This is a genomic window from Amycolatopsis sp. CB00013 (assembly GCF_001905755.1).
GTDB lineage: Bacteria > Actinomycetota > Actinomycetes > Mycobacteriales > Pseudonocardiaceae > Amycolatopsis > Amycolatopsis japonica.
Genome location: NZ_LIWC01000003.1, coordinates 472685 through 496960 on the forward strand (window position 1 = coordinate 472685; position 24276 = coordinate 496960).

Sequence of the window (24276 nt, forward strand, 5' to 3'; positions counted from 1 at the left end):
ACCAGCGTTCGTCGGCCGGTGCGCCGGGAGAGCGATTTCCGGCAGTGGCGACGGTGTCGTGGCGGATCACGTGGTCGGGTGCCGGGGCGTCGGGCACGTTCCCGGACATGACCACCAGCGCAGCGGCGTCCTTCCGGGTTGCCGAAGCTCAAGCCTTGGGCATCGGATAACCCGGACGACGTTCTCAACTGAATCAGCAGTTTTCTCTTTCCTTTCCTGACGGTGTATTCGCGGTGGCATTTGCTGGCCGGGTGAATACGTGGTGCGGGTGAGCTTTGCCTGGAGGGTTTCTCGTGACCAGTACTGACAGTTCCGCGGGCGGTGACAGCGCGGCCGGCGAAGCGCGGCCGGTGTCGTGGCTGGATTCCTCGGGTTCGCCGTCGAGGTCGGCTGCGCGCCGGGGCCGGCGGCGCCGGTTGCCGCATCTGGTGGCGGGGGTGCTGCTGGTGGTGCTGTGTGTCGGTGGCGCGGTGTGGTGGACGACCAGCACCCAGGACCGGGTTCCGGTGCTGGCGCTGGCGAAGCCGGCCCCGCTCGGGCATGTGCTGACGCCTGCGGACTTGCGCAGCATCGACGTGTCCGCCGGGCCGGGTGTGGCATTGATACCGGCGGGTCGGGCGGCGAGTGTGCTGGGGAGGCCGATGGCGACCAGCCTCGGCGCGGGAACGCTGCTGACGCCGGACGCGGTGGGCGCTGCCGCGCTCCCGGCGGTGGGTCGGGCGGTGGTCGCGGTTGTCGTGAAGCCTGGGCAGGCCCCGCCCGAGATGGCCGCCGGAGCGCCGGTGACCGTCGTCGTGACCGCCGCCACCACAGCAGGAACCTCGGCCACCGGACAAGCACCAGGAACGTCCTGGCGTGCCACGGTCGTTGGGGTCACCCCAGCGGGATCGGAGCAGACCACCGTGGTGTCGCTGGACATCGACACCACTGGGGCGTCACAACTGGCTCAGGTCCCGGCCGGGCAGCTGGCGTTGGTGCTGCAGCCGGCGGGCGGTGAGCGGTGATGCTGATCGCTCTGTGTTCGGTGAAGGGCTCGCCGGGTGTGACGACCCTGGCTGTCGCGCTGGCCATGACCTGGCCGCATGCCGAGAGCATGCGTCGTCTGGTCGCCGAGGTCGACCCGTCTGGAGGCGATCTGGCGATGCGGTTCGGCTTGCCGGCCGCTCCAGGGCTGGTGAGCCTCGCCGCCGCGGCACGCCGCACCCGTGATCCTGCGGTGGTGTGGGACCACACCCAGGCCCTGCCCGGCGGCGCCCGCGCGTTGGTGGCCCCACCGGGCGGCACGCATGCGCGTGCCACGCTGTCGACCCTGGTCACGGCCTCGGACGTGCCGCTGCTGCCCGTTGTGGCCCGTGACGCGGGTGTGGTGGTGTTCGCGGATTGCGGGCGGGTGGATCCCGGATCACCGGCCGAGGCGATCGCGCGGCGCGCCGATGCTCTGGTGTTGGTGTCTGGTGCTCAGAGCGACGACCTCGCTCACGCCGCGGCGCGGCTGGGGGAGCTGGCGCGCTGGACGCCGCGTCCCGGCTTGCTGTTGACCGGTGATGGCTATCCGACCGTGGATGTCGAGCGCGAGCTGGGGATACCTGCGATCGGGCGTCTCCCGCACGAACCGGCCACTGCCGCCACGCTGACCGGTCATCGGCAGCCGCTGGCCCGCCGCCGCGGCAACAACGGTGGCCTCGCCCGCCACGCCGCCGCTCTCGCTCGCACGTTGGCCGAACCCGCCACTCCCATCGCCTCACCACCGGCGACCACACCGGCCGGAGTCCCGGGTGTCCCTGCCCAGCAGGTGCGCCGGCCCGGTGGCGTGCTCATCACCCCGCCCAGCAACGGTCCACAACCTGCGTCCGCGCCGCCGCAAACGAGGAATCCGCGACGCAACGGCAATCAGCCCAGCCCTGCAGGGAAGGAGCCCCGCGCATGACTCAGACAGACCACTCCGCCATGCCCGCAGCCGCGACCGGCCAGAGGGATGCCGAGCAGCGGTTACGCGCCCGGCTCCGGCAGGCGCTGACCACGGACCTGCCCGGCCGGGTCGAGACTGTGGCCCGTACGAGCGGTGGCGGGTTGAGCGTGGCGCGGCGTCGCGAGATCGGCCGCGAGGTCCTCGACACCGCGGTCGCCGGGCACAGCGAAACCGAGCTCCTGGCCGGGCGTGCCTTGGTGGATTCGGCTACGGAGCAGCGGGTCGTCGACCAGGTTTTGGACGAAGTGTTCGGCTTGGGCGGTCTGCAGCCTCTGCTGGCGGATCGGTCGGTGGAGACGATCGCGGTCAACCGTTTCGACAGGGTGTTCGTGCAGTACAACGACGGTCGCCGTGCCCAGGTGGCGCCGGTGGCGGCCTCGGACGTGGAATTCACCGACCTGATCCGCACTCTCGCGGCGCGGGCGTCGTCGGAAGAACGCAGATTCGATCGTGGCAGTCCGGCGCTGAATCTTCAGCTGCCCGGCGGCGAGCGGCTCTTCGCTGTCCTCGGCCTGACGGCGGGCGGGGTGACGGCGTGCACGATCCGCCGGCACGGCTACCTCACCGCCACCCTTCCGCAGTTGCGTCGCCGCGGCACCCTCGACATCGGTCTGGAACGGTTCTTGCGCGCGATGGTGCGGGCGCGGAAGAACGTGCTGATCACCGGCGGCACCGGCGCCGGGAAGACCACGCTCCTGCGGGGCCTGGCCGCGGAGATGGACCCGCTGGAGCGGATCGTCACGGTCGAGGACGCCTTCGAACTCGGCCTTGACCGGGATCCCGAGCTGCACGCCGACGTCACCGCCCTGCAGGCCCGCGAACCCAACGTCGAGGGCGAGGGTGCCATCGATCAGGCCGAGCTGGTCCGCTGGGGCCTGCGGATGTCGCCGGACCGGGTCATCGTCGGCGAGATCCGCGGGCCTGAGGTCATCCCGATGTGCAACGCGATGTCCCAGGGCAATGACGGCTCCATGGCCACCCTGCACGCCAGCAGTTCGAAGATCGCGTTCACCCGCCTCGCCTCCTACGCCGCCCAAGGACCGGAACGGCTACCGCTGGAAGCCACCGCGCTGCTCGTCGCCAGCGCGGTCCATTTCGTGGTCCATCTCGACCGAGCCGTCGACCGGACGACGCGGGTGATCGCCTCGATCCGCGAGGTGATCGACGCCGAGGACGGGGCGGTGATCTCCAACGAGGTCTACCGCCGCGGCCCGGACCGCCGCGCCGTCCCGGTGGCCGGCGCCTTGCGCGCCGACACCCTCGACGACCTCGCCGCAGCCGGATTCGACCCGGACCTGCTGAGCCGTCCGGAGGGGTGGTGGACGCCATGAGCATCGACACCACGACCATGATCGCCGCCGCGCTCGGCTTGGGCGCCGCCATCGGCCTGCTGTTGATCGTGGCCGTCTGGCGCCGGCCCGCGGCTGTGCCGCCGTCTTCGCGTCCGTACGCGTTGATGCGCTCCGCACGCGACCGGGCCGGAGACCGGCGGGGTCTGCTCCGCCTGGCCGTGGCCATCGGCGCGGGCGCACTGACCGGGGCCGCGACCGGCTGGGTTGTCGGCGCGGTGCTGGCCGCGGCGGCAGCGTGGTTCCTACCTCGGCTGGGCGGCCCGGACCGCGCCCACGCCCGCCGGGTCGCGCGGATCGAGGCCATCGCGTCCTGGACGGAGATGCTGCGCGACGTCCTGTCCGCCGCGGCGGGGCTCGAGCAAGCCATCCTCGCCACCGCCGGCCTCGCGCCCGCGGCCATCCGCGGCGAGGTCACCACCCTCACCGCGAGGCTGGAGAGCGGGCAGCGCCTGGCGCCCGCGTTGCGGGCTCTCGCGCGCGAGCTGGACGACCCGACCGCGGACCTCGTCCTCGCCGCGCTCGTCCTCGCGGCCGAGCACCAGGCCCGCCAGCTCGGCGACCTGCTCGGCTCCCTGGCCGCCACCGCCCGCGAACAGGCCGCGATGCGGATGCGCGTGGAGACCGGCCGCGCCCGCACCCGGACCTCGGTACGGGTCATCGTCGCCACCACCCTCGCCTTCGCCGCAGGGGTCGTGCTGTTCAACCGGGCCTACCTCGACGTCTACAACACCGCCACCGGCCAGCTCATCCTGCTGCTCATCGGGAGCTTGTTCACCGCCGGGTTCGCCTGGCTCGCCCGGATCGCCACCGGCGGACGGCAACCACGGGTCCTCGCTCTGGACACCCCAGAGGCGACTCTTGCGCGAGACGGCGGGGGCGTGACCGCCGGGGGAGGTGAGCGTCCATGATCCCGGCGCTCGTCTTCGGCGCAGGTACTGGCGCCGGGCTCTGGCTGCTCCTGGCCTGGGCCGTGCCGCCTCGCCTCGCGCTGGGCGACCAGCTCGCCCAGGTCCGTGCCAGGCGGCCGGCCACGCCGATCGTCCTCACCAGCGACGCTGCGTGGGTGCGCGCCGGTGGCCGTGTTTTCGTTCCTGGCCTGCGCATGCTCGGGCTGCCCGGCACGACGATCGAGGCCGATCTGCGGGTCACCGGCCGCGGCGTCGACACCCACCTGGCGTCGAAGGCCGTGCTTGCCGTAGCCGGGCTGCTGGCGCCGTGGCTGCTCCAGGCGCTGCTGGTTCTCGGCGGTTCGTCGCTGGGGGTCGAGGTGCCGTTGCTGGCCGGACTCGGGCTCGCCGCGCTCGGGTTCGTGACTCCGGATCTCGAGGTGCGAGCCAAAGCGACCCGGTCTCGGCGTGAGTTCCGGGACGCCCTGTCCGCCTTCCTGGATCTGGTGTGGATCACCCTCGCCGGGGGAGCAGGGGTGGAAGCCGCGCTCGGCGACGCCGCGACCGTCGGCACCGGCCCGGCGTTCGGCAAGATCCGCCGCGTTCTGTACGCCGCGCAGCTGACCCGCACCACCCCATGGGTCACCCTGCGCCGGCTCGGTGAGGAACTCGGCATCGCCGAGCTCGCCGAACTCGCCGCCTCGATCTCGCTGGCGGGCACCGAAGGCGCTCGCGTCCGAGCCTCCCTGGCGGCAAAGGCCCAAGCGCTGCGGACCCACCAGGTCACTGACGCCGAAGCCGACGCCCAGGCCGCCACCGAACGCATGGCCCTGCCGGTCACCCTGTTGTTTCTCGGCTTCCTGGCCTTCATCGCCTACCCGGCGGTCATCCAAGTCCTCAATGGCCTCTAGATAGACCCGCGAGTTCGCGATTCGTGAAGCGCTGACCAAACGGAACTGAAGGAAGGAGTTGAGAGGCCATGGGTTCGCAAAACCTGAAGCAGGCGTTGACGAGAACGGACTTGTATGGCCTCGGGCAAGCCTCGGCCGACGCAAGGAGTTCCCGAAGCGGCGTGTTCTCTCAGAATCGACCAGGTGGTGGGCTCTTGCCCGGTTCAGTGTGGCAGTCCGACGGCGAGGTCGTCGATGTTGAGCCGCGACCAGTCGTCGTCGACGAAAAGGTGCAGATCAGGGCCTCTGCCGACAACGTGCGCAGTCGCGGGCAGTGGTTGTCCGCTGGGCTGGACGAGCCGATACTCGCTGGTCACAAGGAACCGGTCGTCGCTCAGAACACCGACGACCAGCCGGTCATGTTCGGGCCCGAAACCACCGAACAGCGCGATACCCGACCCGCCGACAGCAAGAGCGCGAGCTCCATACACGTTGTTGTGCCAGCCAGTCAGGGTGTCGTTCTGGATTCTGACGATGGGGAACTTGTTGTAGTAGCAGGTCCAGACGGTGTCGCCGTCGACGTTGAGAGCGTCGCAGTCGCTGATTGCACCCCACGTGTTGTCGACATGCGACGGATACCGCCATTCCTGGGTGAAAGCGGCGGAGAACCGGGTCAGTCCACAAGCCCCCATGGGAGGTTCGCCGTCCGGCTCGCCCCAGCCGTAGTTGCCGTAAATCCCTTCATCGAAGTAGCCCACCCAGATTTCGCCTCGAGGGGTGGCCTGCACGTGTTCGATGCCGTCTCCGACGGTGTGCTCGGCAACCACTACACCGGCGGAGTCGTACACGATCGCGTTGCGGTCCGCGCCCTCCGGCCGCCATTTGCTTCGAGCGCCGACTACAAGCACGTGGCCGTTCGGCAGCGACTGCACCAAGGGATGCGCCAGCGAAAGACTGGGGAGCCGTGTCGTGCTCGTCAGGTCCGGTGCGTGCACTGTCACGCGGGCTGCCACTGGTCGCGGCGCATGAGAGTCGGGGAACGTAGCCCATCCTGGTTGTGTTGTCGTCGATGTCAACGCCGGGTGGTCCTCGGCCGCCGACCACAATGCGACAACCTCACCCGCAGGGCCCACCGATGCGGTCACCCGCACGTCACCCTGCTGCGGCGAGACAAGCCGTGCATGATGACGCGCCCGGACCGTGGGCAGTGCCATCACCTCCGCCCGCCGTGCCGCATCCCGCTGCTCACGCTGATGAACTCGGTCTCCACCCACCAACGCATTCGACCACGCCGCCGATCATGTGGACCACTGCATTTCGTGATCAGCAGGGCATCTTCCAACAAGTCCGTCCCGGTCAGGATGCGCTCGGGCAAGAGAACGCCGGTCAAAGCCGTCGCATCCCGCGCGCTGAATACCCAGCCCGTGTGGCGAAAAAAGTCCTATACGACAAAGAAAGGAAGGGCAGTCATGGTGCAATACATCCGTACGGTGTGGGCAGTGATCGCGGCGAGGATCGCCGTGCTGCGAGCCGAACCCGAGCGTGGCGAGATCACCACCACCGTCATCGTCACCGCGCTGATGGCCATCGCCGCGATCGCGATCATCGCGATCATCGTCGCGAAACTGACCGAGAAAGCCAATTCGATCAACCTCGGGATCGGCTGAGCATGCCGGCCCGAAACCCCTCGCCGCGGCGGACTCGCGGCCCGCTGGCTCACCGTGTCCGGCACGCGCTGTCCGGGGACCGAGGCGAGGTCACCGTCGAGCTGGTCATCGCGACACCGTTGCTGCTGCTGGCGTTGCTGGCGATCATCCAGCTCGCCGTGTGGTCCCACGCGACCCACGTCGCCCAGACCGCCGCCTCGCAAGCCCTTGCCGCGGCCCGTGTCCAGCACGGCACCGCCGGCGCCGGGCACGCCGCGGGACAGCGGCTGCTCGCCGACCTCGCTGCTGGCCCGCTACGCGAGCCCCAGCTCACCGTGACCCGTGACGCGACCTCGGTGGCGGTGAGTGTCCGTGGCGAGGCCGCCGCTGTCCTGCCTGGTGTGCAGCTGCACGTGCACGCCGAAACCGTCGGCGAGGTCGAGCGTTTCGTGCCCGATACGGGCACAACACCCTGACTTTTCCTTATCCAGAGCCGAGTTTGGTGTACGACCGACAGGAGTCTGCTGATGGGCAACCTCAGTCGTTCCGGCATGGTGTCGCCGGTGCTCGATGGTGTGTTCCCGGACGGGCACGACACCGTGCTGCTGAATCCCGCCGTCACCGCGCGCCACTGGCCGCGTCGGCTGGCCCTCGCCGCCGTGCGACCTGAAACCGTCCTGAAAGGCCTTGTCAGCGCTATCGGCGTAGGACTCGCCCTTGTAGCGGGAAGCGGATTCGCTGGCAAGTTCATCCTCGCCGCCGCGGTCCTGATCGTCGTACTGGCCGGCTGGCGTGCCGTGTGCACCGTCCGCGAGGGCCGGGGGCTGCACGATCACACTCCCCGGACTCGCTTGCGCCGCGGCGAGGGTTGGCGCAGCAAGGATTTCGCCGACCTCGGGCCCGATACCGCGAGGCAGGTGCGAGACCTGCTGGCCGGAGTCGAGGAGTTGCATCGCACATCGGCCCGCGCCTGGATCGACCCCGCGCTGCCCGGTGAGGCGCACCGGGTGGTGTGGCAGGCCCTGTGTTGTCTCGACCGCAGCCGCGACGCGCGCACTCTCGCCGAGGAACTCGCCACCGATCCCGACGCCGGCGAGGACTTGGTGGCCGCGGCACACCAGGCGGTCACCACCATCGACCACGGCCTGGGCGAGGTCGCCCGGCATCTGCACGGCTGCCTGCTGCTCACCCGAGCGTGGGAAGCGAAACTGCGGCGCACCGACTGGACTCACCGAACCGGTCATGTCCTGGCAGCTCTGCCCGGCCACGACCACCTTCGCCGGCTGACCCAGGCCGCGGAAGAGCTACCGCAGAACGTGTTCGCTCACGTCACCGCGGCCCGCGACCTCACCCAGACTGGGGAATTCCCCTGGGAACGGCCATCGACGGAGTGGCCCCGGCTGACGCTGGTCCCACCTCACCGTGCGACGACCAAGCCGCCCGATGCCGGCGGCCAGGCAGGGGAGGGATCGTCGTGACGCGGCGAGCGAGCCGACAGATGGGAAGGCTCCGGGTCTGGTGGTGTGCTGAGCGCGGCTCGGTGACCGCCGAAGCCGTGCTGGTGACGCCGGTGCTGGTCATGCTGCTGGTGTTGCTGGCCGTGGTGGTGCACCGTGGTGTCGACGCGCGGCTGCGGCTCGACGACGCCGCCCACCAGGCAGCCCGCGCCGCCACCCTGCACCGCACCACCACGGCCGCCGCCACCGCCGCGCGTGACACCGCCGGCGCCGCACTGGCCCAGGCGGGTGTGGTGTGCCGCGAGGTGGCCACCACGCTGTCGGGAACACTGGTTCCCGCCGCCGCGGTGACCGTGCACATCAGGTGCACCGTCGACTTCGGACAAGCCGCGCTGCTCGGCGTCCCCGGCAGGAGAACCCTGGAATCGTCCGCCAGCGAAATGGTGGACACCTACCGATCCCAAGCTCGCCCGGGCGGTGCCCGATGACGTCGTCAGCGCCCGAGCGGAAGCCCCGGCACGAGAGCGCGGAGCTGGGCGCCGGTCAGCGTCCGGTGCTCGAGCAGCGCCTCGGCGATACGGCTGATGTCCGCCCAGTGCCGGTCGACGATGTCCTGCGCGATCTCGGCCCACAGATCGGGCTGATCGACGGCGAGCCCGTACGCGCGGCGGGCTTCGTCAATCAGGGCGAGATCGTCGTGCCCGCCGTGCAGGTAGGCGCCGAGGCGAACGTCCTCCGCGGTCACGCCCTCATTCAGCCGTTCGGCCTCGCTGGTCACCTCGATGACATGACGGGCCTGGGCGAGCGGCCCGGCGTGGGCGACGACCGCCACCGACGACACATCGACGCGACGCGGCCGGACCGCGGTGAAGCCCACGCGGCCGGTGCCGCGGGGCCGCAGCGTCACGTAGCGCAGCGACCGGCCCTGCAACAGATAGACGACCACGTGCCCAGCCTCATGCCACGCGGTCACACGATCCTCGCCCAGGTCGGGCGGTTCCGTCTCGGGCGCGGTCACGCCGCCCATTCTGCTCACTCCGCAAGCACGCCGGACAGCGGCACGTCCGTGTACCGCGTGCGCTGGTGGTGGCGGGCGGATGAAGGTCGGGTGACCGCGTTCGTGCTCGCCCTTCTGCTCGGGCTACTCGCCCTGACCGGGCTGTGCCTGGACGGCGGCCTCGCCCTGGCGAGCAAAGTCCGCGCCGGCGGCCAGGCCGAGTCCGCCGCCCGTGCCGGCGCCCAAGCGCTCGACCTCGCCGCATATCGCGCGAACGGGGTCGTTCGCATCGATCCGGTGCGGGCACGTGACCTCGCGCAGCGATACCTGGCCAGCGTCGGCGCCACCGGCACCGTCACGGCCACCGAGGACACGGTGACCGTCGAGATCACCGCCGTCTACCGGACACAGCTGCTGTCGCTGGCCGGGATCGACGACATCCACACCCACGGGCGCGGCGCCGCCCATCCACAGCGCGGGGTCACCGGCATCGAGCCCTGACCCCGGCTGGCACGTACTGGAGGGAGAACACCGGCATGGTCACCACCGACGACGAGATCACCCGCCGCCTCGAGGAACGAGATTCCGCGCGCAGCGCGCGCCGCGCCCAGGCGGCCGGCACCGTGGGCGAGCTGGCCCGCCGGCATGCCGACCTGGCAGGGCGGCTCGCCGGCCTTGAACGCGAACTCGGCGAGGTCCTCACCGCGGCCGGCGACGTCATCGACGTGCCCGAGCTCGCCGAGGTCACCGACGTCCCCGCCGCCGACCTCACCCGCTGGCGAGACCAGGCAGCCAAGCCCGCCCGCGGCGGCAAACGCAAACGCCCTGGCACCGCGAAGAACAACGGCGTCCCCGGCAAGGACACCCCGGCGACCACCGACCCGCGCGCCGCCCGAACCACCGCACCGGAATCCGCCGACCATGACGGAGTAGCGGTCAGCGTGGCGAGCATCTGATGCTCGGCCGCGAGCCCCTCGCACTCGCCACGCGGCTGCTGAGCCGGGTGACGCGAGGGCTGCTCGCCGCCGTCTTACTGGCCGCGCTGGTGACGGGATTGCCGTGGACGCTGATCCACGGCGTGGGCTGGCCGTTGCCAGATCACCTGCCGAGCCTGGACGAGATCGGCACGGCGCTGATGACGCCCATGTCGGCACGGTTCCTGCTCGACGTCCTCGCCTGTCTGGCCTGGCTGCTGTGGCTGGTGTTCGTTCTCGACCTCGCCGCGTGCGCGGTCGACGCCGCCCGCGGCGGGCTGCCGGCCCTGAAACGGCAGACAGGGCCGGTGCGGCGCGTCGCGGCCGTGCTCGTCGGCGCCCTGCTCGTCGCCGTGCTGGGCCGCACCGCCACCGCCGCGCCCCTCACTCCCGCCGACGCCGCACGCCCCACGGGCCACGCCCTCGTGGCCGTGACCGCCCCCGCGTCGACCGTCCCTGTCACCCACCAGCAGCCGCGCGTCGAAGGGGGGACCGAACAAGCCCGGCCACCGGAGAACGGCGTCCACGACTCCCTGTGGCGGATCGCGCAGCGCTGCCTAGGCGACGGTGATCGCTGGCCCGAGATCTGGGCGCTCAACCAGGGCAGCGCCCAGCCCGGCGGACGGATCCTGGCCAACCCCAACCTGATCCACCCCGGCGATACCCTCCGTGTCCCGACGACCAGCCCGCCGCCTGCCCCGCCCACACCGCCCGTGTCCCCGGCGCCCGACATAGCGTCCCCAGCGCCGACCACGGGGGCTCCAGCTCCGTCCGGAGGCGCGGCCGCGAAGCCCGCCGCCGACCCGGCGGGGGACAGGTCCGCCGGAGGTGCGGTGACCTGGGGCGGCGGTGAGGTGTTCGTCAGCCTGGGCCTGGCCGCAGCCGTTAGCGCCCTGCTCTTCCTCGCGCGACGCCGGTACCACGCCCGCTACCGGCCCGGCAGCGGCCGACGCGACGACGACCTTCCTGTCGCCCCAGTGGTGTACCAGCTGCACCTGGCCCACCTGCGCGCCCAGCACCACGATGAAGACCTCGACTTGAATACCGAGACCGACGACGACCCGGCCACGCGTGAGCAAGGTCCTGAATCCGGTGGCGAGCCGATTCTGCGAGAGGCGCGAGGGTCTCGAGTCCGCGTGATCGGTGGCGGTCCGGCGACACCGCCGTCCGTCGTCGACGTCGCGCTCGCGGCGAGCACGCGAGCCGCGCGCGACGACACCGCCGCCCCAAGCGAGGGAACCCAGATCGCCCTGGACCTGGCCCGCGTGCACGGGCTCGGTGTGGTCGGCCCCGGCGGCTACGCCGCCGCCCGTGCCCTGCTGCTCACTCTTCTCACCACCGTCCCCGAGAACGCACCGGCGCCGTCGGTGTACGTGCCCGCTGCCGATCTGGCTCGCCTGCTCGGCGTGCCGAGAGCGTCCATCGATCTGCCGGCGGCGATCACGGTCGTGGCCGACCTGGATACCGCGTTGACCGACCTCGACGCGCCCGCGCGCCGGCCCGCTGTCCTCGTCACCGCCCCTCCCGGCGAGCACGATCAGCACGCGCGGCTGCAGCACCTGCTCGACAACCACGGCCAGCACGGGCTCACCGCGCTTGTGCTGGGGCAGTGGCGTGCCGGGGTGACGGCCTACGTCACAGCTGGCGGGATCATCTCGGCCACCGACCCTGGCCTTGGTGAACCGCTACGCGGGACCCGCGCCTTCACCCTGCCCGAAACCGCGACCCGCGACCTACTCGCCTTCCTGCGCACCGTTGACCTCCGCGGCAGCACCGCCAGCGGGGCCGCCGACTCCGACCCGCGCCGTCAGGTGACGGCACCACCGGACGAGACTTCCCCCGTCCCGCAGCAAAACTCCGGAAGCGACCCGCAACGCCTGGAAATCACCGCAGGAACACTCGCCCCAGAATCGCCCGCCGCCCACGGCGACGAACCCGGTGACGACCCGCGCCTGCGAGCGGCACACAGGAACGAGCTGACACCCGCGCCGCTTGCGCTGACGGTCTTCGGAACTCCAGCCCTGCACTGGTGTACCGAACCTGCACGAGCCGATACCGAGCGGCGTGACCTGTCCGGCGAGCTGAGCAGCCGCCCGCTCGAACTGTTGGTCTTCCTCGCGGTGCATCCCGGCGGAGTATCCCGGGACGCCATCGTCGATGCCCTCTGGCCGAACGACCCGCCCCGTAACCCCGCCAGCGTGCTGCGCACCGTCCGCTCCCGAATCCGTCGCGCCCTCGACATCGCCACCCGCGGCACCGTCGGCGACCTTGTCCTGGCTGAGCACGGTCAGTACCGGCTCGACCCAGCTGTGGTGGAGGTGGACTATTGGTCGTTCGCCGACGCGGTGACACGTCGCCGCACCGCCGGCACCGCCGAGGGGCGTCGTGACGCCTACGAGGCGATCGTGGCCCACTACGGTGGAGCCCTGGCCGAGGGCCTGGATTCCGACTGGCTCACCGCGGCCCGGGAAGCGACACGGCGCGACGCGCTCGATGCCGTCGCCGCGCTCGCCCGCTCCCGTGTCGAGGCCGATCCCGACCACACCTTGGATCTGCTGGAAACCGCGCGGGCATTCGACCCGCACAACGAACTGATCTACCGCGACATCATGCGCCTGCAACACACACTCGGCCGGCACGACGCCATCTCCCGCACTCTGGACCTCCTGCGAACCCGCCTCGCCGAAATCGACACGATGCCCACTGCGGACACCGTCGACCTCGCCCAGCGGTTACGCGCCCGCGACACCGGGATCCCGGTCGAGGACTTCTCCCGATCCACGGCGCCATGAATGAACACGCCACCGGTTCGCGACCACGACCTGTCCATTCGGGGATCGAAGCAAGTTGACTGTGCGGTAAAGGTATTTGTGTGGAACAGTGAAATACCTCGATTTCCCGCCATGATTGCGCCCGTGCCGATGCTAGCGTCGACCGTGGCAGCACAACCATCGAGGCCAAAGAAAAAGAACTTCGTGGGCGCACAATCGCATTCCCCGGCATCTTCGACATCGGCTCTCGCCGAGAGTTATCGGCGAGAGCCGCGCGCCATAAAGACACTCCGACGCCACCGTGGCGACCCCACCTTGCATGCCGGGTCCGGGCCGTCGGCGCGGTCACTCGGTGACGCCCCCGTCGCCTCCGGCGACGCGGAGCGTGACTGCCAACCGTGGGGCCACCGACCCGGCCTATCAGCCTCGTCCTCCGGTATCCGCCTAAGTCGGATCCCCCCGTGTCGGCCGTTCTCGCAGGTTACGCCCCCTGAAGGGGGATCCATCGGTATCCCAGACTCGCTTGACACCAAGCAGGTGAACACATCAGGCCCGGCGGCGATGTCGCGCGGCTTCGTCCTTGTTTCATCAGCGCTCACCTGTCCGCTTCGCTCGCCGTCCCTTGTTCTCTCCGGCCTCTTTTTATTTGTAACTATTTCTGTCCGCGGGCTCGCCTGTGGCCGGCGCTCCCGTTGTTGGAATGGTTGGCGGGCGCCTGGCCTGCGCAAACAATTAAATGAATGCGGCATTGTTGGCGGCGAAAGATTGGCAAAATTCCCCGAAATTGACCCCGAAAAACTATTGTGCGGCGCCCGGGGTCGAGCTACTTTTATTGGGTACCGGGAAAAACCGGAAACCGCGAAAATCAACCGCGCCGGGCGCGAATGGCCCCGGAAAGCGGAAGCCCGCAAACACGTGATTGGGGATCGCTATGTGCTACGCCGACACCACCGCCAACCCCGACGGCACCGCCACCGCGCATTGCTATTGCGGTTGGTCCAACCCGTGCCCCGACCACGACGCCGCCGAAGCGGCCGCCGAAAACCACACGCGCGACGCCGAAGCGGCGGAAGCCGAATTCGCCGCCACTCACTGACCGCGCCCGCCGCACCCGACACCGAAAAGGGGCAACAACGATGAATGACACCGACGACGCGCCGGAACGCGTGGTGTACGTGGTCGACCCGACCATGAGCCGCGACGTGCAACCCGAAGTGGTGACCCGCGCCAACACCGAAAACGAGTGCACCGTCACCGGTGTGCTGATCGATCCCGCCGACCGTCAACAACTGTTGTACGGCACGGTAACCGGTCCCGACGGGCGTTTCGTCGGTAGCTACTTCCCGGCCGACATCGTGCGGCAATCGGAATGGCGGGTGGTGACCGCTGATGGCGCCGAATACCCCGCCCCCAGCGAAGGGCATGCCGTGCTCGCGCTCACCACCACGTTGCGACGCGCGTAACACCCGGTCCCTGCCGCGCCAAGTCCGCCGAAACCCATTGCTGTGAAGGGAAACCAGCACGATGACCACGAACGCCACGACTCCGGCCACGGGCGCCGCGCCCGCCGCCCCGGGCGCGGCACATCGGTTACCCAATGGCGAACTCCGCCGCATGGTGGCCGAACTGCTCACCCGGCAACCCGCCAATGCCGGACTGACGGCGGGTGCCGCCGCCCGGCTCCTGAACCGGTCATCCGGCGCGGTGGGCAACGCCTTGGAAACCCTGACCACGCGCGGGGAAGCGGACTACATGGGGCAGCCGTCCCGCGCTTACCGCGCCAACGCCAACACCCCCACGGCCGCCGCGACTGCCGTGATCAGCGCACGGGCCGCCGACCCCGCGACGGCCGACGCCGCGACGCCGCCCGCGCCCGTCACACCGAAACGCTGCCCCGGGCCGAAAAAAGCGCCCGCGCTGGTGACCGCACCGGTACGGCGCCCGAACGGGCAGCTCTACCACCCGCGCAAGCTGGCGGGGAGTTCGGACGTCACGGTGTTGCGGCGGTTGCGGCACAACAAAATTCCCTCGCTGCTGTACGGGCCCCCGGGGACGGGCAAGACGTCGCTGGTCGAGGCCGCGTTCGGTGACGCGGTGACCCTTCCGGGCGACAGTGACACCACGGTGGACGACATCGTGGGCGGGTACGTGCCCACGTCGGGCGGAACCTACGCGTTCGCGCACGGGCCGCTGGTGACCGCGATGCGTGAGGGGCGCGCGTTCTTCATCGACGACTTCACCCTCATCCCGGCACCCGTGCTGGCGGTGGTGTACCCGGTCATGGACGGGCGCGGGCACATCACGATCAAGGCCAACAACTGGGAACGTGTCGACGCTGCCCCCGGGTTCTACGTCGTGGGCGGGCACAACCCCGGGGTACACGGCGCGGTACTCAGCCCCGCGCTGGCGTCGCGGTTCCGGGTCAAAATCGAGGTGACCACCGACTACGACCTCGCCGCCCGGATCGGGGTCGACCCGAAAGTGGTGCGGGTCGCGAAAAACCTCGCCGGACGGCAGAAGAAGGGCGAGATCGGGTGGGCGCCACAGATGCGCGAACTCCTCGCCGCGAAAGACACCGCCGCCGCGCTGGACCCGATGGTCGCCGCCGGGAACCTGATCGCCGCAGCGCCGGAAGAAGACCAGGACATCGTCGCCGACGTGGTCCGCAACGTCTTCGGCGCCCACGTCGCCCCGCTCACCGTCGGCGAACAGTTCTAGCCCCCACCGGTTCCCGCCGCCCCGCGACCGTCCGGAAAGGACACAACAATGACCACGCACATCGCCGCACCCGCCGCCACCCCGACCGCCGTGTTCCCCGCCGCCCCGGGATGGCTGACCCTCTCCGCCCGGTTCGGGGACGAGGTGCCCGCCATCGCAGACCGAGACGACCTCGTGGTCACCGTCGCCCCCGGGGCCGGACACGACGCCCCCGCGTGTTTCTTCCCCGACCTCGCCGCCATCGAAGTCGACGGAACCCACCTCCCCAGCGGGGTCGACCCCGCCACCGTCGAACCGCACCGGGTCGGGGACCGCAAGCGCTACCGCACCGCATGGGGGCTGCTCACCCATGAATGCGCCCACGCGCAACACTCGGTGTGGCGTAAGCCTCCCGGGGTGCCACCGGGCGCGGCGGCGGCCGCGATCCTGCTGGAAGAGTCCCGCATCGAAGCCGCGCACCTGCGGCGCCGCCCGCAGGACCGGTACTGGCTGCGCGGGAGCGCGACGAAGCTCATCCTCGCCGACACCCGCGCCACCGACCCAGCCGCCGCACCGACCATGACGAAACTGGATGCCGCGCAGTCCGCCGCGCTGCTGCTGGCACGCGTGGACGGCGGTGTCCTCAACGGGCGGGAAGTTGCCCGGGTCCAACGGGTCGTGCGCGGCATTCTCGGCGACGACACCCTCGCCAAATTGCGGGCCATCTGGCGTACGGCGCACCGTGTCGCCGACGACGACGCTACCGCCATGATCGAACTCGGGCGCCGCTGGTGCGAAGCACTCGGCGACGACCCCGACCAGCCGCCGCCCCAGCGTGGCGCCGCCGACCCGGGCGCGCAGCCCGGTAGCGGGAACGGGGCCCCGACACCGTTGACGCAAGCGATCACCGCCGCCGCTATCGCCATCGTCAACGCGGCTGCCGCCGACCCCGCGCCCTCCGACCCCGTCACCGACGCCATGGAGGCACGCGCGGCCGAGGATGCCGCTCGCGCCCGCGCGGTCAGCGCGGCGAGCACGACCTTCGGCGGCGGGATGAGCCCGTACGCCACCCACATCACGGGCACCCGCTTGCCGACCACGGCCGAACGCACCGCCGCGCGGCAACTCGGCCGCGCGCTGACCACCGCCGGAGTACGTGACCGCACTACCACCACGATCACCTCGGCCATCCCACCCGGACGGCTGCGGGTGCGAGGGGCGATGACCGCCGCCGCGCAACGCGCGGCGGGCGCCATCCCCACCGCCGAACCGTTCACACGCACCACCCGCAAAACCGTGCCCGCGCCACCACTGCGGCTCGGCATCGCCTGCGACGTCACCGATTCCATGAAGGCCTACACGGCACCGGTCGCCTCGGCCGCATGGATCCTCGCCCACGCCGCCCACCACACCGACGTGCCCGCCACCACCGCGACCGTGACCTTCGGCTCGGGCCTGGTCACTCCGGTCACGCACCCCGGGGCCACCCCGGCCCGGATCACCGAATTCGGCACAGGTTTAGCAGGTCACGTCATCGACGACGCCATCGAAGCCCTCGACGGCGCCCTGGAACTGTCCCGCCCGAACGCCGCCCGCCTCCTGGTGGTCATCTCCGACGGTGACTTCGAAGACGAGACCCGCGACCCGGGCCAGCGGCTCCTCGATCGCTTACGTGCCAGCGGATGCGCGGTTCTGTGGCTGCTTCCCGGCGGTAGCAAATGGAATCGGCCGATGGACGGCGTCACGAATCACACGCTCACCGACCCCGCCGCCACCGCCCGCGCTATCGGCCAAGCCGCCACCGCCGCACTCCGCGCCACCCGCTAACCACCCACAGACCCCGGGCGGGGCGGACACCCTCCCCCTCATGTCCCGCCCCGCCCGGGCCCACGACCACCCACGAACTGGAGATGACCACCCATGACCGACACCACCATCGCCACCATGGGCGAGCTGATCGCCGCCCTCGACCACTACGACCCCGCCACCCCCGTACGGCTCGCGACACAACCCACCTACCCCCTGGAGCACCTGCTCGGGCGCGTCGCGTGCACCCCGGATCGCGCCGATCAGCCCCTGGTGTGGCTCGGCGCGAGCGACCAGGTCGGATACGTGCCCGCGCCCGTCGCCGACGCGCTGGGGTGGTCGTGATGACCACCGCCGAAACACCCAGCGACGCACCCGCCTCGCTGGCCGATCGCGCGATCACCGTCGCCCGCCTTCACCGCGCCATAGCGCCGCGCGCGTTCGCCGATCGTCACGGTGTCCGGTCGCCGTGGAATCGCCGCGCGATCACCACAAGCCATATCGCGGCCGCGCTCGGCGTCGCTGTCGACACCGTGCTCGTGCGGGACGACCCGGACCGCCATTACGGCCCCGGGGCCCTCACCCCGGGGGATTTGATCGAGGTCACCAGCGACGGCCGCCGCTGGTATTTCATCCCCGACCTGTCCGGGTTCGTGATGTGGTCCTGGCTGCTGCTCGGCCCGTGCCCGGACTGCGAGGCACCGCGGGTCCCCATCGCGCGAGTCGCCGGCCTCGCCGACCTCGGCGCCCACCTCGCCGAGTCCGAGGAGCCCTTCTCCGAAACCGCGCCCTTCGAATTCCACGGCGACCCCGCCCACCACCCGCACTGCCGCTACTCCGCACACGCACCGGAACTTCGTGCGGGACACCGAAAGGAGCCCCTGTCATGACAACGACCACAGTCGAGACGGCCGACAAACCCGCGCGTATCAGCAAAGAAGACAGGGTGGCACTCGCCGCGATCGACGTCGCGACCGCGCTACCGGGTAAGTGGACGGTCGGCCGTGGCCGGGCCCGAGACCAGGTTGCCGACGTCGAGTGCTTGGCCACCGGGGTCAGCGTCGGCTTCCAGCCGGTACCAGGACCGGGCGCGTGGCGCTACTGGCTCGTTCCGGGGGACGTGCCGCGAGAACTTGCCGACGCGTGGCTCTGGTACCGCAAAGACCCGCTCCCCGTAGCCACGTTCGCAGTCGGTGCTCCGGCCACGGAGGTCGCGACCGACATCCACCAGCGGCTGATCCCGGCCTTCCACCAGTGGCTCGATCGCGCCTGGACCGCTCGACGCGAACACCTCGAAGCCCAAACGCGCAAGTACGAGGCTGAGCGCGCGATCGCCGATCAGCTGCAGAGCGCGTTCCCGCAGGCACCCGAGCCCGCCCGCATCTACTTCATGAGCGGTGACCTCGTGAGCATCACGCTGACCATGGCTGTCGACGACGCGCTCGCCCGCATTCCCGCGCTCGCACAGGCACTCCGTGCCGATGACAGCACCGCCGCACCGTCCACACCGACCGAAACCCAGGAGACGACATGACCACGATCAACGCCACCCCCGCACGCCCCCACGATCCTCGCAAGGCCTCCCGCGTTGAGGTCTTCCTCGGCACGGGCCCACGTACCCAGTACGTCGGCTACCTCGAATCCGCATACCCGGACAAGACACCCATCCCCGCGACCGTCGCCTTGCTGCCTGTCGGACGGCAATTCTTGACCGCTACCACCGAGACCGACTTCTATGCCGCGCTGGACACCCTGACCGAGGCATGGTCGATGTGCGGGTTCGGGTCAGCGGTGTCGGGCTGCAATCACGACCTCGCGACGTGGAAGACGTGGCGGCGCAAGGACCTCCATGTGGAAAGCGCATACACCTTTGACGGCGGGCGAGTGCTGTACTTGCCCGAATGCGTCGTCGCCATCGACAACGCCGAGAACGACTGGCACACCATCACTCTCGGCCACCAACAGCCTCCGGCTCGCGGAGATACCACGCTCGCTGGACGAGCGCGTACGGCCTTCGACCGGGCTCGACGGCAAGACCCTCGTCTCGACCTCGGCCGCGATCCCGCCTACCTCAAGCGCGCTGCCCTCCGCCGAGCCCTGGGGCGTGACGTGGCCGAGGAGTTCGGCGTGCCGAGGACGGCGGTGACGGTCACCGACGACCCGGACCGTCAGCACGGCGGGTGGCACTGGTTCCGGGTGACCATCACCGACGGCGGCACCGAGTACCGGCTCGCCTGTTGCAACGGCACGGTGGACGACCTACGTGTCCTCGGGCCGTGCCCGGATTGCGCTGCCGAGGTGCCGCTGCTCGCGGCCAACGATCCTGCCGCGCTCGGCCGCTACCTCGACGCACAGGCCACGGGGACCCCGGTGCCGTGCCCGCCCGGACTGACCTTCGGCGTCGGACACACACCCGGCTGCCCCGTCCGCGAGGACCTGTGACGCCCTAGGAGAGGAGTTCGTGATGGCCACGCGCACCGACTTCTATCTCGGCACCGGACCGACGGCGCACTGGCTTGGGTCCCTGCAGTTCGCCTGCCACCCCGACAACCTACTCAAAGATCCCCACGGCCGGACCGCGCTGACCGCGCGCGAACCGTCGGCCTACCGGGCGGCGGTGAACGACCTCCTGTTGATGTGGGCGGCCGAGCGCCTCGGTGCGGCGCACGAGCCCCGGAACGGATGGCCGTGGGGCTGGGACACAAGCCACAGCAACGACTGGATCATCACCCACTTCGACGGCGCCGCGCACATGACAGGTGGCGGCGGGGACCGCTGGCACCGCCTCGACCCCGACGACCCGCGCCCGCCGCTGCGGTGTGGACCGCCGGACTTCGCGAGGTGGCTACGTGACCCCCGTGCGGCGCCAGCGGTTCCCCTCCCGGTGCACCGCCTGCCCGATACGCCCGCCACCGACTGAGCTGATGCCCCATTTCCTCTCCACTCCAGAGGACGACACATCATGCACGACAGGAAGCGACTCATGTGGACAGTGCTGGCCGTGGTGCTTCCCGGCCCGTGGACACCGGTGATCGTGCTGGCTTACATCCTCGACCGCGCCACCGAACATGAGCAGGATGCCACGCATAACGGCGCCGCTCCGCCGTATCCACCGCCTGATCCCTACGCCTGTGTCCCGGTGCCTGTTGGCCTGAATCCCGATGCGTCACGATAGGGAGGACTTGGCGATGTCGAGCAACACCGACTTCTACCTCGGACGCGGCGATGAGGCCGAGTGGATCGGCTCTCTGCACGGGGAGTGTTATCCCGAGAACTTCCTCGCCGTCCCGCCTGTGCGGCTGGCGATCACAGCGACCGACGAGACCGTCTTCCGCGAGGCTGTGGCCGACGCTTTCGACGTGTGGGAGGAAGAAAGTCTCGGACACGTGTATCACCGCAAGGGCGGCTGGCCGTGGCCGTGGTATTCCAGCCACAACAGCAGCTGGATCATCACCTTCGACCCCCAGCGACAGCGCGGTGTTCGCCACGGTGGGCGGAGGCGTCCGCTGGCACCGCCTCGACCCGCTCAACCCATGGTTTCCCGAGGGAGACGACTCGCTCGGCCCGCCCTATCTGTACGCGTGGTTGCGGGATCCGGCCGCGTCGCCGTCGGTGCCGATGCCTCTGATGCGAGAGAAGCCCGCTGACCTGCCCATCATCGGCGGTGATCCCCGATGAGCAGCATGACGCACGACTTCTACCTCGGGTGTGGCCCGGACGCCGAGTGGCTCGGCTCGGTCCGCCTCGGCATTAGGAACGGCGGTGGGCTCGGCGAGATCAGGCGAGCCCGGTCCGCGGGCGATTTCATCGTCCCCGCGCACGCGCTCGCCCAGCTACCCGCCCTCTACGGCTGGACCGACCGCTCCGGCGGGCCGCTCCGCTTCGGCGTACGCGTGCTCGCCGCCGACGACCGCCGCCACAGCACGTATCCGGCGCTGGCCGACTTCCCGCGCTCGCGCCGTGTTCACCGCGTACTCATCATCGAAAACTTGGAAAGGGCACCCCATGTCGTCACACGCCACGCCCGCTGACCCGGCCGCCGCAGAGGTGGGCGAGCCACGCAGTGCCGCCGAGCACTACGCGGCCGCCGAGTCCCTGTTCGCTCAAGCCCGGGCGATATACCCGGACCTCAGCAGCCGCGCGTATCACCAGAACGAGTACAAGCGCTGCCTCGACTGGGCACGCATGCACCTGCGCCTTGCCGAGGTCGCCACCGCAGGAGCCGGACTTGTCTTCGCGCACCGGAGCCTGCTCGCGAACCCCGACGTCCGCCTGCAGGACACCTACGTGGGCGCCGAAACACAGCAGTGGAACGAGTACTTCAAGACCAAGCACGACGCGACCAGGAAGTCGGCATGAGCTCCCAGGCCATGCCCCCGGCGCTGGAGCCGTCATGCCCGGACTGTCACGCCGGGATCGGGCATGTTCACCTCGAAGGGTGCGACGTAGCCCGATGTCTGGCCACCGGGCTGCAGCGCCTCGGTCACGACGAGACATGCCAGTGTCCGCAGGACACGTGGTCCGGATTGTGGCCCGGGGAAGCCGAATGCATCGAGTTCGGGTGGGTGTACGGGCCTGGCCTGCCCGACCTTAACCGCTTGATGACCACGGCCACCTGGGATCCCGTCACGCACCGTTGGACTGTCGAAGGAGAGTCACGATGACCACGCTCGCCACTGGCCTTGGATTCGCCCCGCGGGCACCTTTGACCTCGGCTGGATCGGGCTAAGTACTGGCCGCCCAAAGCCATCAATGAGCTGCGGGTGCGACCCGGCCTGCGCCGGGAAAGGCACTTTTCCACGCTGCTCTGAGAAATCCGAGGGTGAGGTGCGCACGGCCGTGGCATTGATCTGACAAGGAAACCCGGTACGACCTGGCCTAGGTTAGGTTTCACCCGCGAACAGGACGCCAGCTTGCGCGCCCTGTGCCACATCCTGGCGCGGCGGCAGCCGAGTATTGAGACCTGGCGCAGGGTTCGTCCCGCACAGAAGAGGACCGTAATCCTCATGCCGACCACCGGATCATCTTCGCGCTCCGCGGCGCCCACACTGTTCGACCTCGCAGCCCGCGCGCTCACCCACGCCGACGTACTCGCCCTGACAGACGATCAGCGAGCCGTCCTACACCACGTAAGACAGGGCCTCGCCGACCAGGGCGACACAAGAGCAGTAGTGGTGGTCGCCGGCGCTGCGGGCACGGGCAAGAGCGCCCTCGCGCTGACTCTGCTCGGCGAGGCCCTGCGCGCCGGCTACTGCGCCCGGCACGCCACCGGCTCGCAGGCGTTCACCACCGCGCTCCGCAAGACCGCCGGACACGGCTCTCGCGCCACCCAGAAGCTCTTCCAGTACTTCGGCACCGCCTCTGACACCGAGCCCGACGGGCTGGATCTTCTGGTGTGCGACGACGCGCACCAGCTGCGGGCAACCTCGAACACCCGCTACACCCCCGCCTCACGCCGCAGCGACCGCACCCAGGCCGCACAGCTGCTCGAGGCCGCCCGCGTCGTGGTGTTCCTCCTCGACGAGGACCAGGCGATCCGCCCCGGCCAGATCGGCTGCCGCGACTACCTCGCGGCAGCGGCCCGGGCCAGCGGCGCCACCGTGCACTGCGCCGAGCTGACGAACCAGCACCGCCATCACAGCGCCCACTACGACAGCTGGATCCGTCGTCTGCTCGCACTCGACGACCCACCGTGCCCGCCGACCTCATGGAACCCAGGCGGAGAGTCCGCGCGGCGGTTCGAGCTGAGGGTTGCCGACAGCCCCGGAGAGCTGGAGCAGCTGCTGCGCGCGAAGACCGAGGTCGGAGCGAGCACCCGGATCACGGCCGGGTTGTGCTGGCCCTGGAGCGACCCGAGGCCCGGAAATCCGCTGGCCAAGGACATCGTGATCGGTGACTGGCGCCGCCCATGGAGCGTGAAGGGCCAGCGCGCTGTCAACGGCCTTCCGCCCTCGCCGCTGTGGGCAATCGACCCCGCGGGCGCCGGCCAGATCGGCAACGTCTACAGCGCGCAAGGCTTCGAGTACTACTACGGCGGCGTCATCCTCGGCCCCGAGCTCCTATGGCGCGACGACCGGTGGGTCACCGACCCCGCCGCCAACAGCGACGACGCCCTCGACGGCGCGACGGCCGCTGACGTCGATCGGTGGGTGCGCCGCACCTATCGTGTGCTGCTCACCCGCGCCACCGCAGGCACCGTGCTCTACTCCACCGACGCCGAAACCCGCGCCCTGTTGCATGACCTGATCGCCGTGTAATCAGGTACGCCCCGCCGTCAAACAAAGGGGGTAGGGGACCGCGTTACCGACAGCTAATTATGTCCGTGAATTCTGGCCGCACATGTTGATCACATGGCATGATCAATGTCGGCCGCTTTCGACCGCGCTGTGGCGTTGCCCGCGATTAAGCGTGGCGGTACGCGACGCACCTCCAGGTCGTCCAGCCTCCGCTTCACTACGAGCGCTCCACTGAGTCGCGTGCGTCGGTGCGGGACTGCCACTTCGCCAGCCTCACAGGGACCGTCGAAAGTAGCGCGAAAAAGGGACAAGTTATCGTGCGATCGATTGGCGAACGCCGCTGCCCCGGATCGACCGATAAGCGGCATGAGCGTGCATCCTGTCGTATCTCGACGAAGGCGGCGGTGTTCGGACCTAGTTGGCGGAGGTCGTGGCGGATTGGGAATACATGGCGGGGCCGGCGGGGCGCCGCCATGCTGACCGTGCGGCTGGAGCTCGCGTACGCCGATGAGGGCGGTCAGCGGCGGGTGCGCTGACCGAGACCTGGTCAGTGCCGTCCGAGGCTCCGTGGTCGGGGTTGCGCCGATTGGCTGA

Annotated in this window: 28 protein-coding genes; 26 read left to right on the forward strand and 2 right to left on the reverse strand. The window is 70.1% G+C overall.

Going from position 1 to position 24276, the window contains the following annotated elements:
* The first annotated feature begins 293 nt into the window (after window positions 1-293).
* From AMK34_RS21800 to AMK34_RS21815, 5 genes are read left to right on the forward strand one after another with little or no spacing between them, the layout of a single operon-like run.
* Complete coding sequence (locus AMK34_RS21800; RefSeq protein ID WP_241832827.1) at window positions 294-1004, forward strand: SAF domain-containing protein; 711 nt, start codon at window positions 294-296, stop codon at window positions 1002-1004.
* A complete protein-coding gene (locus tag AMK34_RS43235) occupies window positions 1004-1927 on the forward strand; it encodes a carbon monoxide dehydrogenase maturation protein (protein WP_198941710.1) in 924 nt (307 codons plus the stop codon). Before AMK34_RS21800 ends, AMK34_RS43235 begins: the two co-directional genes overlap by 1 nt.
* Complete coding sequence (locus AMK34_RS21805; RefSeq protein ID WP_198941712.1) at window positions 1924-3300, forward strand: CpaF family protein; 1377 nt, start codon at window positions 1924-1926, stop codon at window positions 3298-3300. The genes AMK34_RS43235 and AMK34_RS21805 overlap by 4 nt, the downstream gene beginning before the upstream one ends.
* Window positions 3297-4229 carry a type II secretion system F family protein gene (locus AMK34_RS21810; protein WP_073847148.1) on the forward strand — a complete coding sequence of 311 codons (933 nt, stop codon included), beginning with the start codon at window positions 3297-3299 and terminating at the stop codon, window positions 4227-4229. Before AMK34_RS21805 ends, AMK34_RS21810 begins: the two co-directional genes overlap by 4 nt.
* The gene (locus AMK34_RS21815; RefSeq protein ID WP_073846599.1) at window positions 4226-5119 is read left to right on the forward strand and encodes a type II secretion system F family protein; all 894 of its coding nucleotides are present in this window, start codon (window positions 4226-4228) and stop codon (window positions 5117-5119) included. Before AMK34_RS21810 ends, AMK34_RS21815 begins: the two co-directional genes overlap by 4 nt.
* A 203-nt stretch (window positions 5120-5322) precedes the next feature.
* On the opposite strand, the gene AMK34_RS21820 is transcribed toward AMK34_RS21815, so the two are convergent.
* Window positions 5323-6099: a hypothetical protein gene (locus AMK34_RS21820; RefSeq protein WP_143202543.1), complete on the reverse strand. Its 777-nt coding sequence runs from the start codon at window positions 6097-6099 to the stop codon at window positions 5323-5325.
* A 468-nt stretch (window positions 6100-6567) separates the two neighbouring features.
* Here AMK34_RS21820 and AMK34_RS21825 point away from each other — a divergent pair, with 468 nt between their 5' ends.
* The 4 genes from AMK34_RS21825 to AMK34_RS21840 are packed head-to-tail and all read left to right on the forward strand — an operon-like array spanning window position 6568 to window position 8689.
* On the forward strand, window positions 6568-6765 hold the full coding sequence (locus AMK34_RS21825; RefSeq protein WP_073846601.1) for a hypothetical protein: 198 nt from the start codon (window positions 6568-6570) through the stop codon (window positions 6763-6765).
* A gap of 2 nt (window positions 6766-6767) precedes the next feature.
* Window positions 6768-7220 carry a TadE/TadG family type IV pilus assembly protein gene (locus AMK34_RS21830; protein ID WP_073846602.1) on the forward strand — a complete coding sequence of 151 codons (453 nt, stop codon included), beginning with the start codon at window positions 6768-6770 and terminating at the stop codon, window positions 7218-7220.
* 51 nt (window positions 7221-7271) lie between these two features.
* Complete coding sequence (locus tag AMK34_RS21835; RefSeq protein ID WP_073846603.1) at window positions 7272-8222, forward strand: hypothetical protein; 951 nt, start codon at window positions 7272-7274, stop codon at window positions 8220-8222.
* Window positions 8223-8242: 20 nt separating this feature from the next.
* On the forward strand, window positions 8243-8689 hold the full coding sequence (locus tag AMK34_RS21840; protein WP_073846604.1) for a TadE/TadG family type IV pilus assembly protein: 447 nt from the start codon (window positions 8243-8245) through the stop codon (window positions 8687-8689).
* A 5-nt stretch (window positions 8690-8694) separates the two neighbouring features.
* On the opposite strand, the gene AMK34_RS21845 is transcribed toward AMK34_RS21840, so the two are convergent.
* Window positions 8695-9237 (reverse strand): hypothetical protein, encoded by a 543-nt coding sequence (locus AMK34_RS21845; protein ID WP_143202544.1) that lies wholly within the window; start codon window positions 9235-9237, stop codon window positions 8695-8697.
* Between the two features lie 72 nt (window positions 9238-9309).
* Here AMK34_RS21845 and AMK34_RS21850 point away from each other — a divergent pair, with 72 nt between their 5' ends.
* From AMK34_RS21850 to AMK34_RS21925, 17 genes are all read left to right on the forward strand, one after another.
* A complete protein-coding gene (locus AMK34_RS21850) occupies window positions 9310-9699 on the forward strand; it encodes a pilus assembly protein TadG-related protein (protein WP_073846606.1) in 390 nt (129 codons plus the stop codon).
* 35 nt (window positions 9700-9734) lie between these two features.
* The gene (locus AMK34_RS21855) at window positions 9735-10154 is read left to right on the forward strand and encodes a hypothetical protein (protein ID WP_073846607.1); all 420 of its coding nucleotides are present in this window, start codon (window positions 9735-9737) and stop codon (window positions 10152-10154) included.
* The gene (locus AMK34_RS21860; RefSeq protein WP_073846608.1) at window positions 10154-12964 is read left to right on the forward strand and encodes a BTAD domain-containing putative transcriptional regulator; all 2811 of its coding nucleotides are present in this window, start codon (window positions 10154-10156) and stop codon (window positions 12962-12964) included. Before AMK34_RS21855 ends, AMK34_RS21860 begins: the two co-directional genes overlap by 1 nt.
* A gap of 910 nt (window positions 12965-13874) precedes the next feature.
* Window positions 13875-14039, forward strand: a complete 165-nt coding sequence (locus tag AMK34_RS43025; RefSeq protein WP_158073296.1) for a hypothetical protein — start codon at window positions 13875-13877, stop codon at window positions 14037-14039.
* Between the two features lie 40 nt (window positions 14040-14079).
* Window positions 14080-14406, forward strand: coding sequence for a hypothetical protein (locus AMK34_RS21865; RefSeq protein ID WP_073846609.1), 327 nt, complete (start codon window positions 14080-14082; stop codon window positions 14404-14406).
* Window positions 14407-14467: 61 nt separating this feature from the next.
* Window positions 14468-15661 (forward strand): AAA family ATPase, encoded by a 1194-nt coding sequence (locus AMK34_RS21870; RefSeq protein WP_073846610.1) that lies wholly within the window; start codon window positions 14468-14470, stop codon window positions 15659-15661.
* A 48-nt stretch (window positions 15662-15709) separates the two neighbouring features.
* Window positions 15710-17467: a vWA domain-containing protein gene (locus AMK34_RS21875; protein WP_073846611.1), complete on the forward strand. Its 1758-nt coding sequence runs from the start codon at window positions 15710-15712 to the stop codon at window positions 17465-17467.
* A gap of 93 nt (window positions 17468-17560) precedes the next feature.
* Complete coding sequence (locus tag AMK34_RS21880) at window positions 17561-17791, forward strand: hypothetical protein (protein ID WP_073846612.1); 231 nt, start codon at window positions 17561-17563, stop codon at window positions 17789-17791.
* On the forward strand, window positions 17791-18336 hold the full coding sequence (locus tag AMK34_RS21885; protein WP_143202545.1) for a hypothetical protein: 546 nt from the start codon (window positions 17791-17793) through the stop codon (window positions 18334-18336). Before AMK34_RS21880 ends, AMK34_RS21885 begins: the two co-directional genes overlap by 1 nt.
* Complete coding sequence (locus AMK34_RS21890; RefSeq protein ID WP_073846614.1) at window positions 18333-18980, forward strand: hypothetical protein; 648 nt, start codon at window positions 18333-18335, stop codon at window positions 18978-18980. The genes AMK34_RS21885 and AMK34_RS21890 overlap by 4 nt, the downstream gene beginning before the upstream one ends.
* Entirely contained in the window at window positions 18977-19888 is a 912-nt protein-coding gene (locus AMK34_RS21895; RefSeq protein ID WP_073846615.1) for a hypothetical protein, read from the forward strand. The genes AMK34_RS21890 and AMK34_RS21895 overlap by 4 nt, the downstream gene beginning before the upstream one ends.
* A 19-nt stretch (window positions 19889-19907) precedes the next feature.
* Window positions 19908-20366: a hypothetical protein gene (locus AMK34_RS21900; RefSeq protein WP_443111209.1), complete on the forward strand. Its 459-nt coding sequence runs from the start codon at window positions 19908-19910 to the stop codon at window positions 20364-20366.
* Window positions 20367-20429: 63 nt separating this feature from the next.
* A complete protein-coding gene (locus AMK34_RS42750; protein ID WP_143202546.1) occupies window positions 20430-20621 on the forward strand; it encodes a hypothetical protein in 192 nt (63 codons plus the stop codon).
* Between the two features lie 13 nt (window positions 20622-20634).
* Complete coding sequence (locus tag AMK34_RS42270) at window positions 20635-21093, forward strand: hypothetical protein (RefSeq protein WP_241832828.1); 459 nt, start codon at window positions 20635-20637, stop codon at window positions 21091-21093.
* Between the two features lie 27 nt (window positions 21094-21120).
* Window positions 21121-21477 carry a hypothetical protein gene (locus tag AMK34_RS21910; RefSeq protein ID WP_073846618.1) on the forward strand — a complete coding sequence of 119 codons (357 nt, stop codon included), beginning with the start codon at window positions 21121-21123 and terminating at the stop codon, window positions 21475-21477.
* Entirely contained in the window at window positions 21452-21805 is a 354-nt protein-coding gene (locus AMK34_RS21915) for a hypothetical protein (RefSeq protein WP_073846619.1), read from the forward strand. Before AMK34_RS21910 ends, AMK34_RS21915 begins: the two co-directional genes overlap by 26 nt.
* Window positions 21806-22452: 647 nt before the next feature.
* The gene (locus AMK34_RS21925) at window positions 22453-23703 is read left to right on the forward strand and encodes a DNA/RNA helicase domain-containing protein (protein WP_083649947.1); all 1251 of its coding nucleotides are present in this window, start codon (window positions 22453-22455) and stop codon (window positions 23701-23703) included.
* The last annotated feature ends 573 nt before the right edge of the window (window positions 23704-24276 follow it).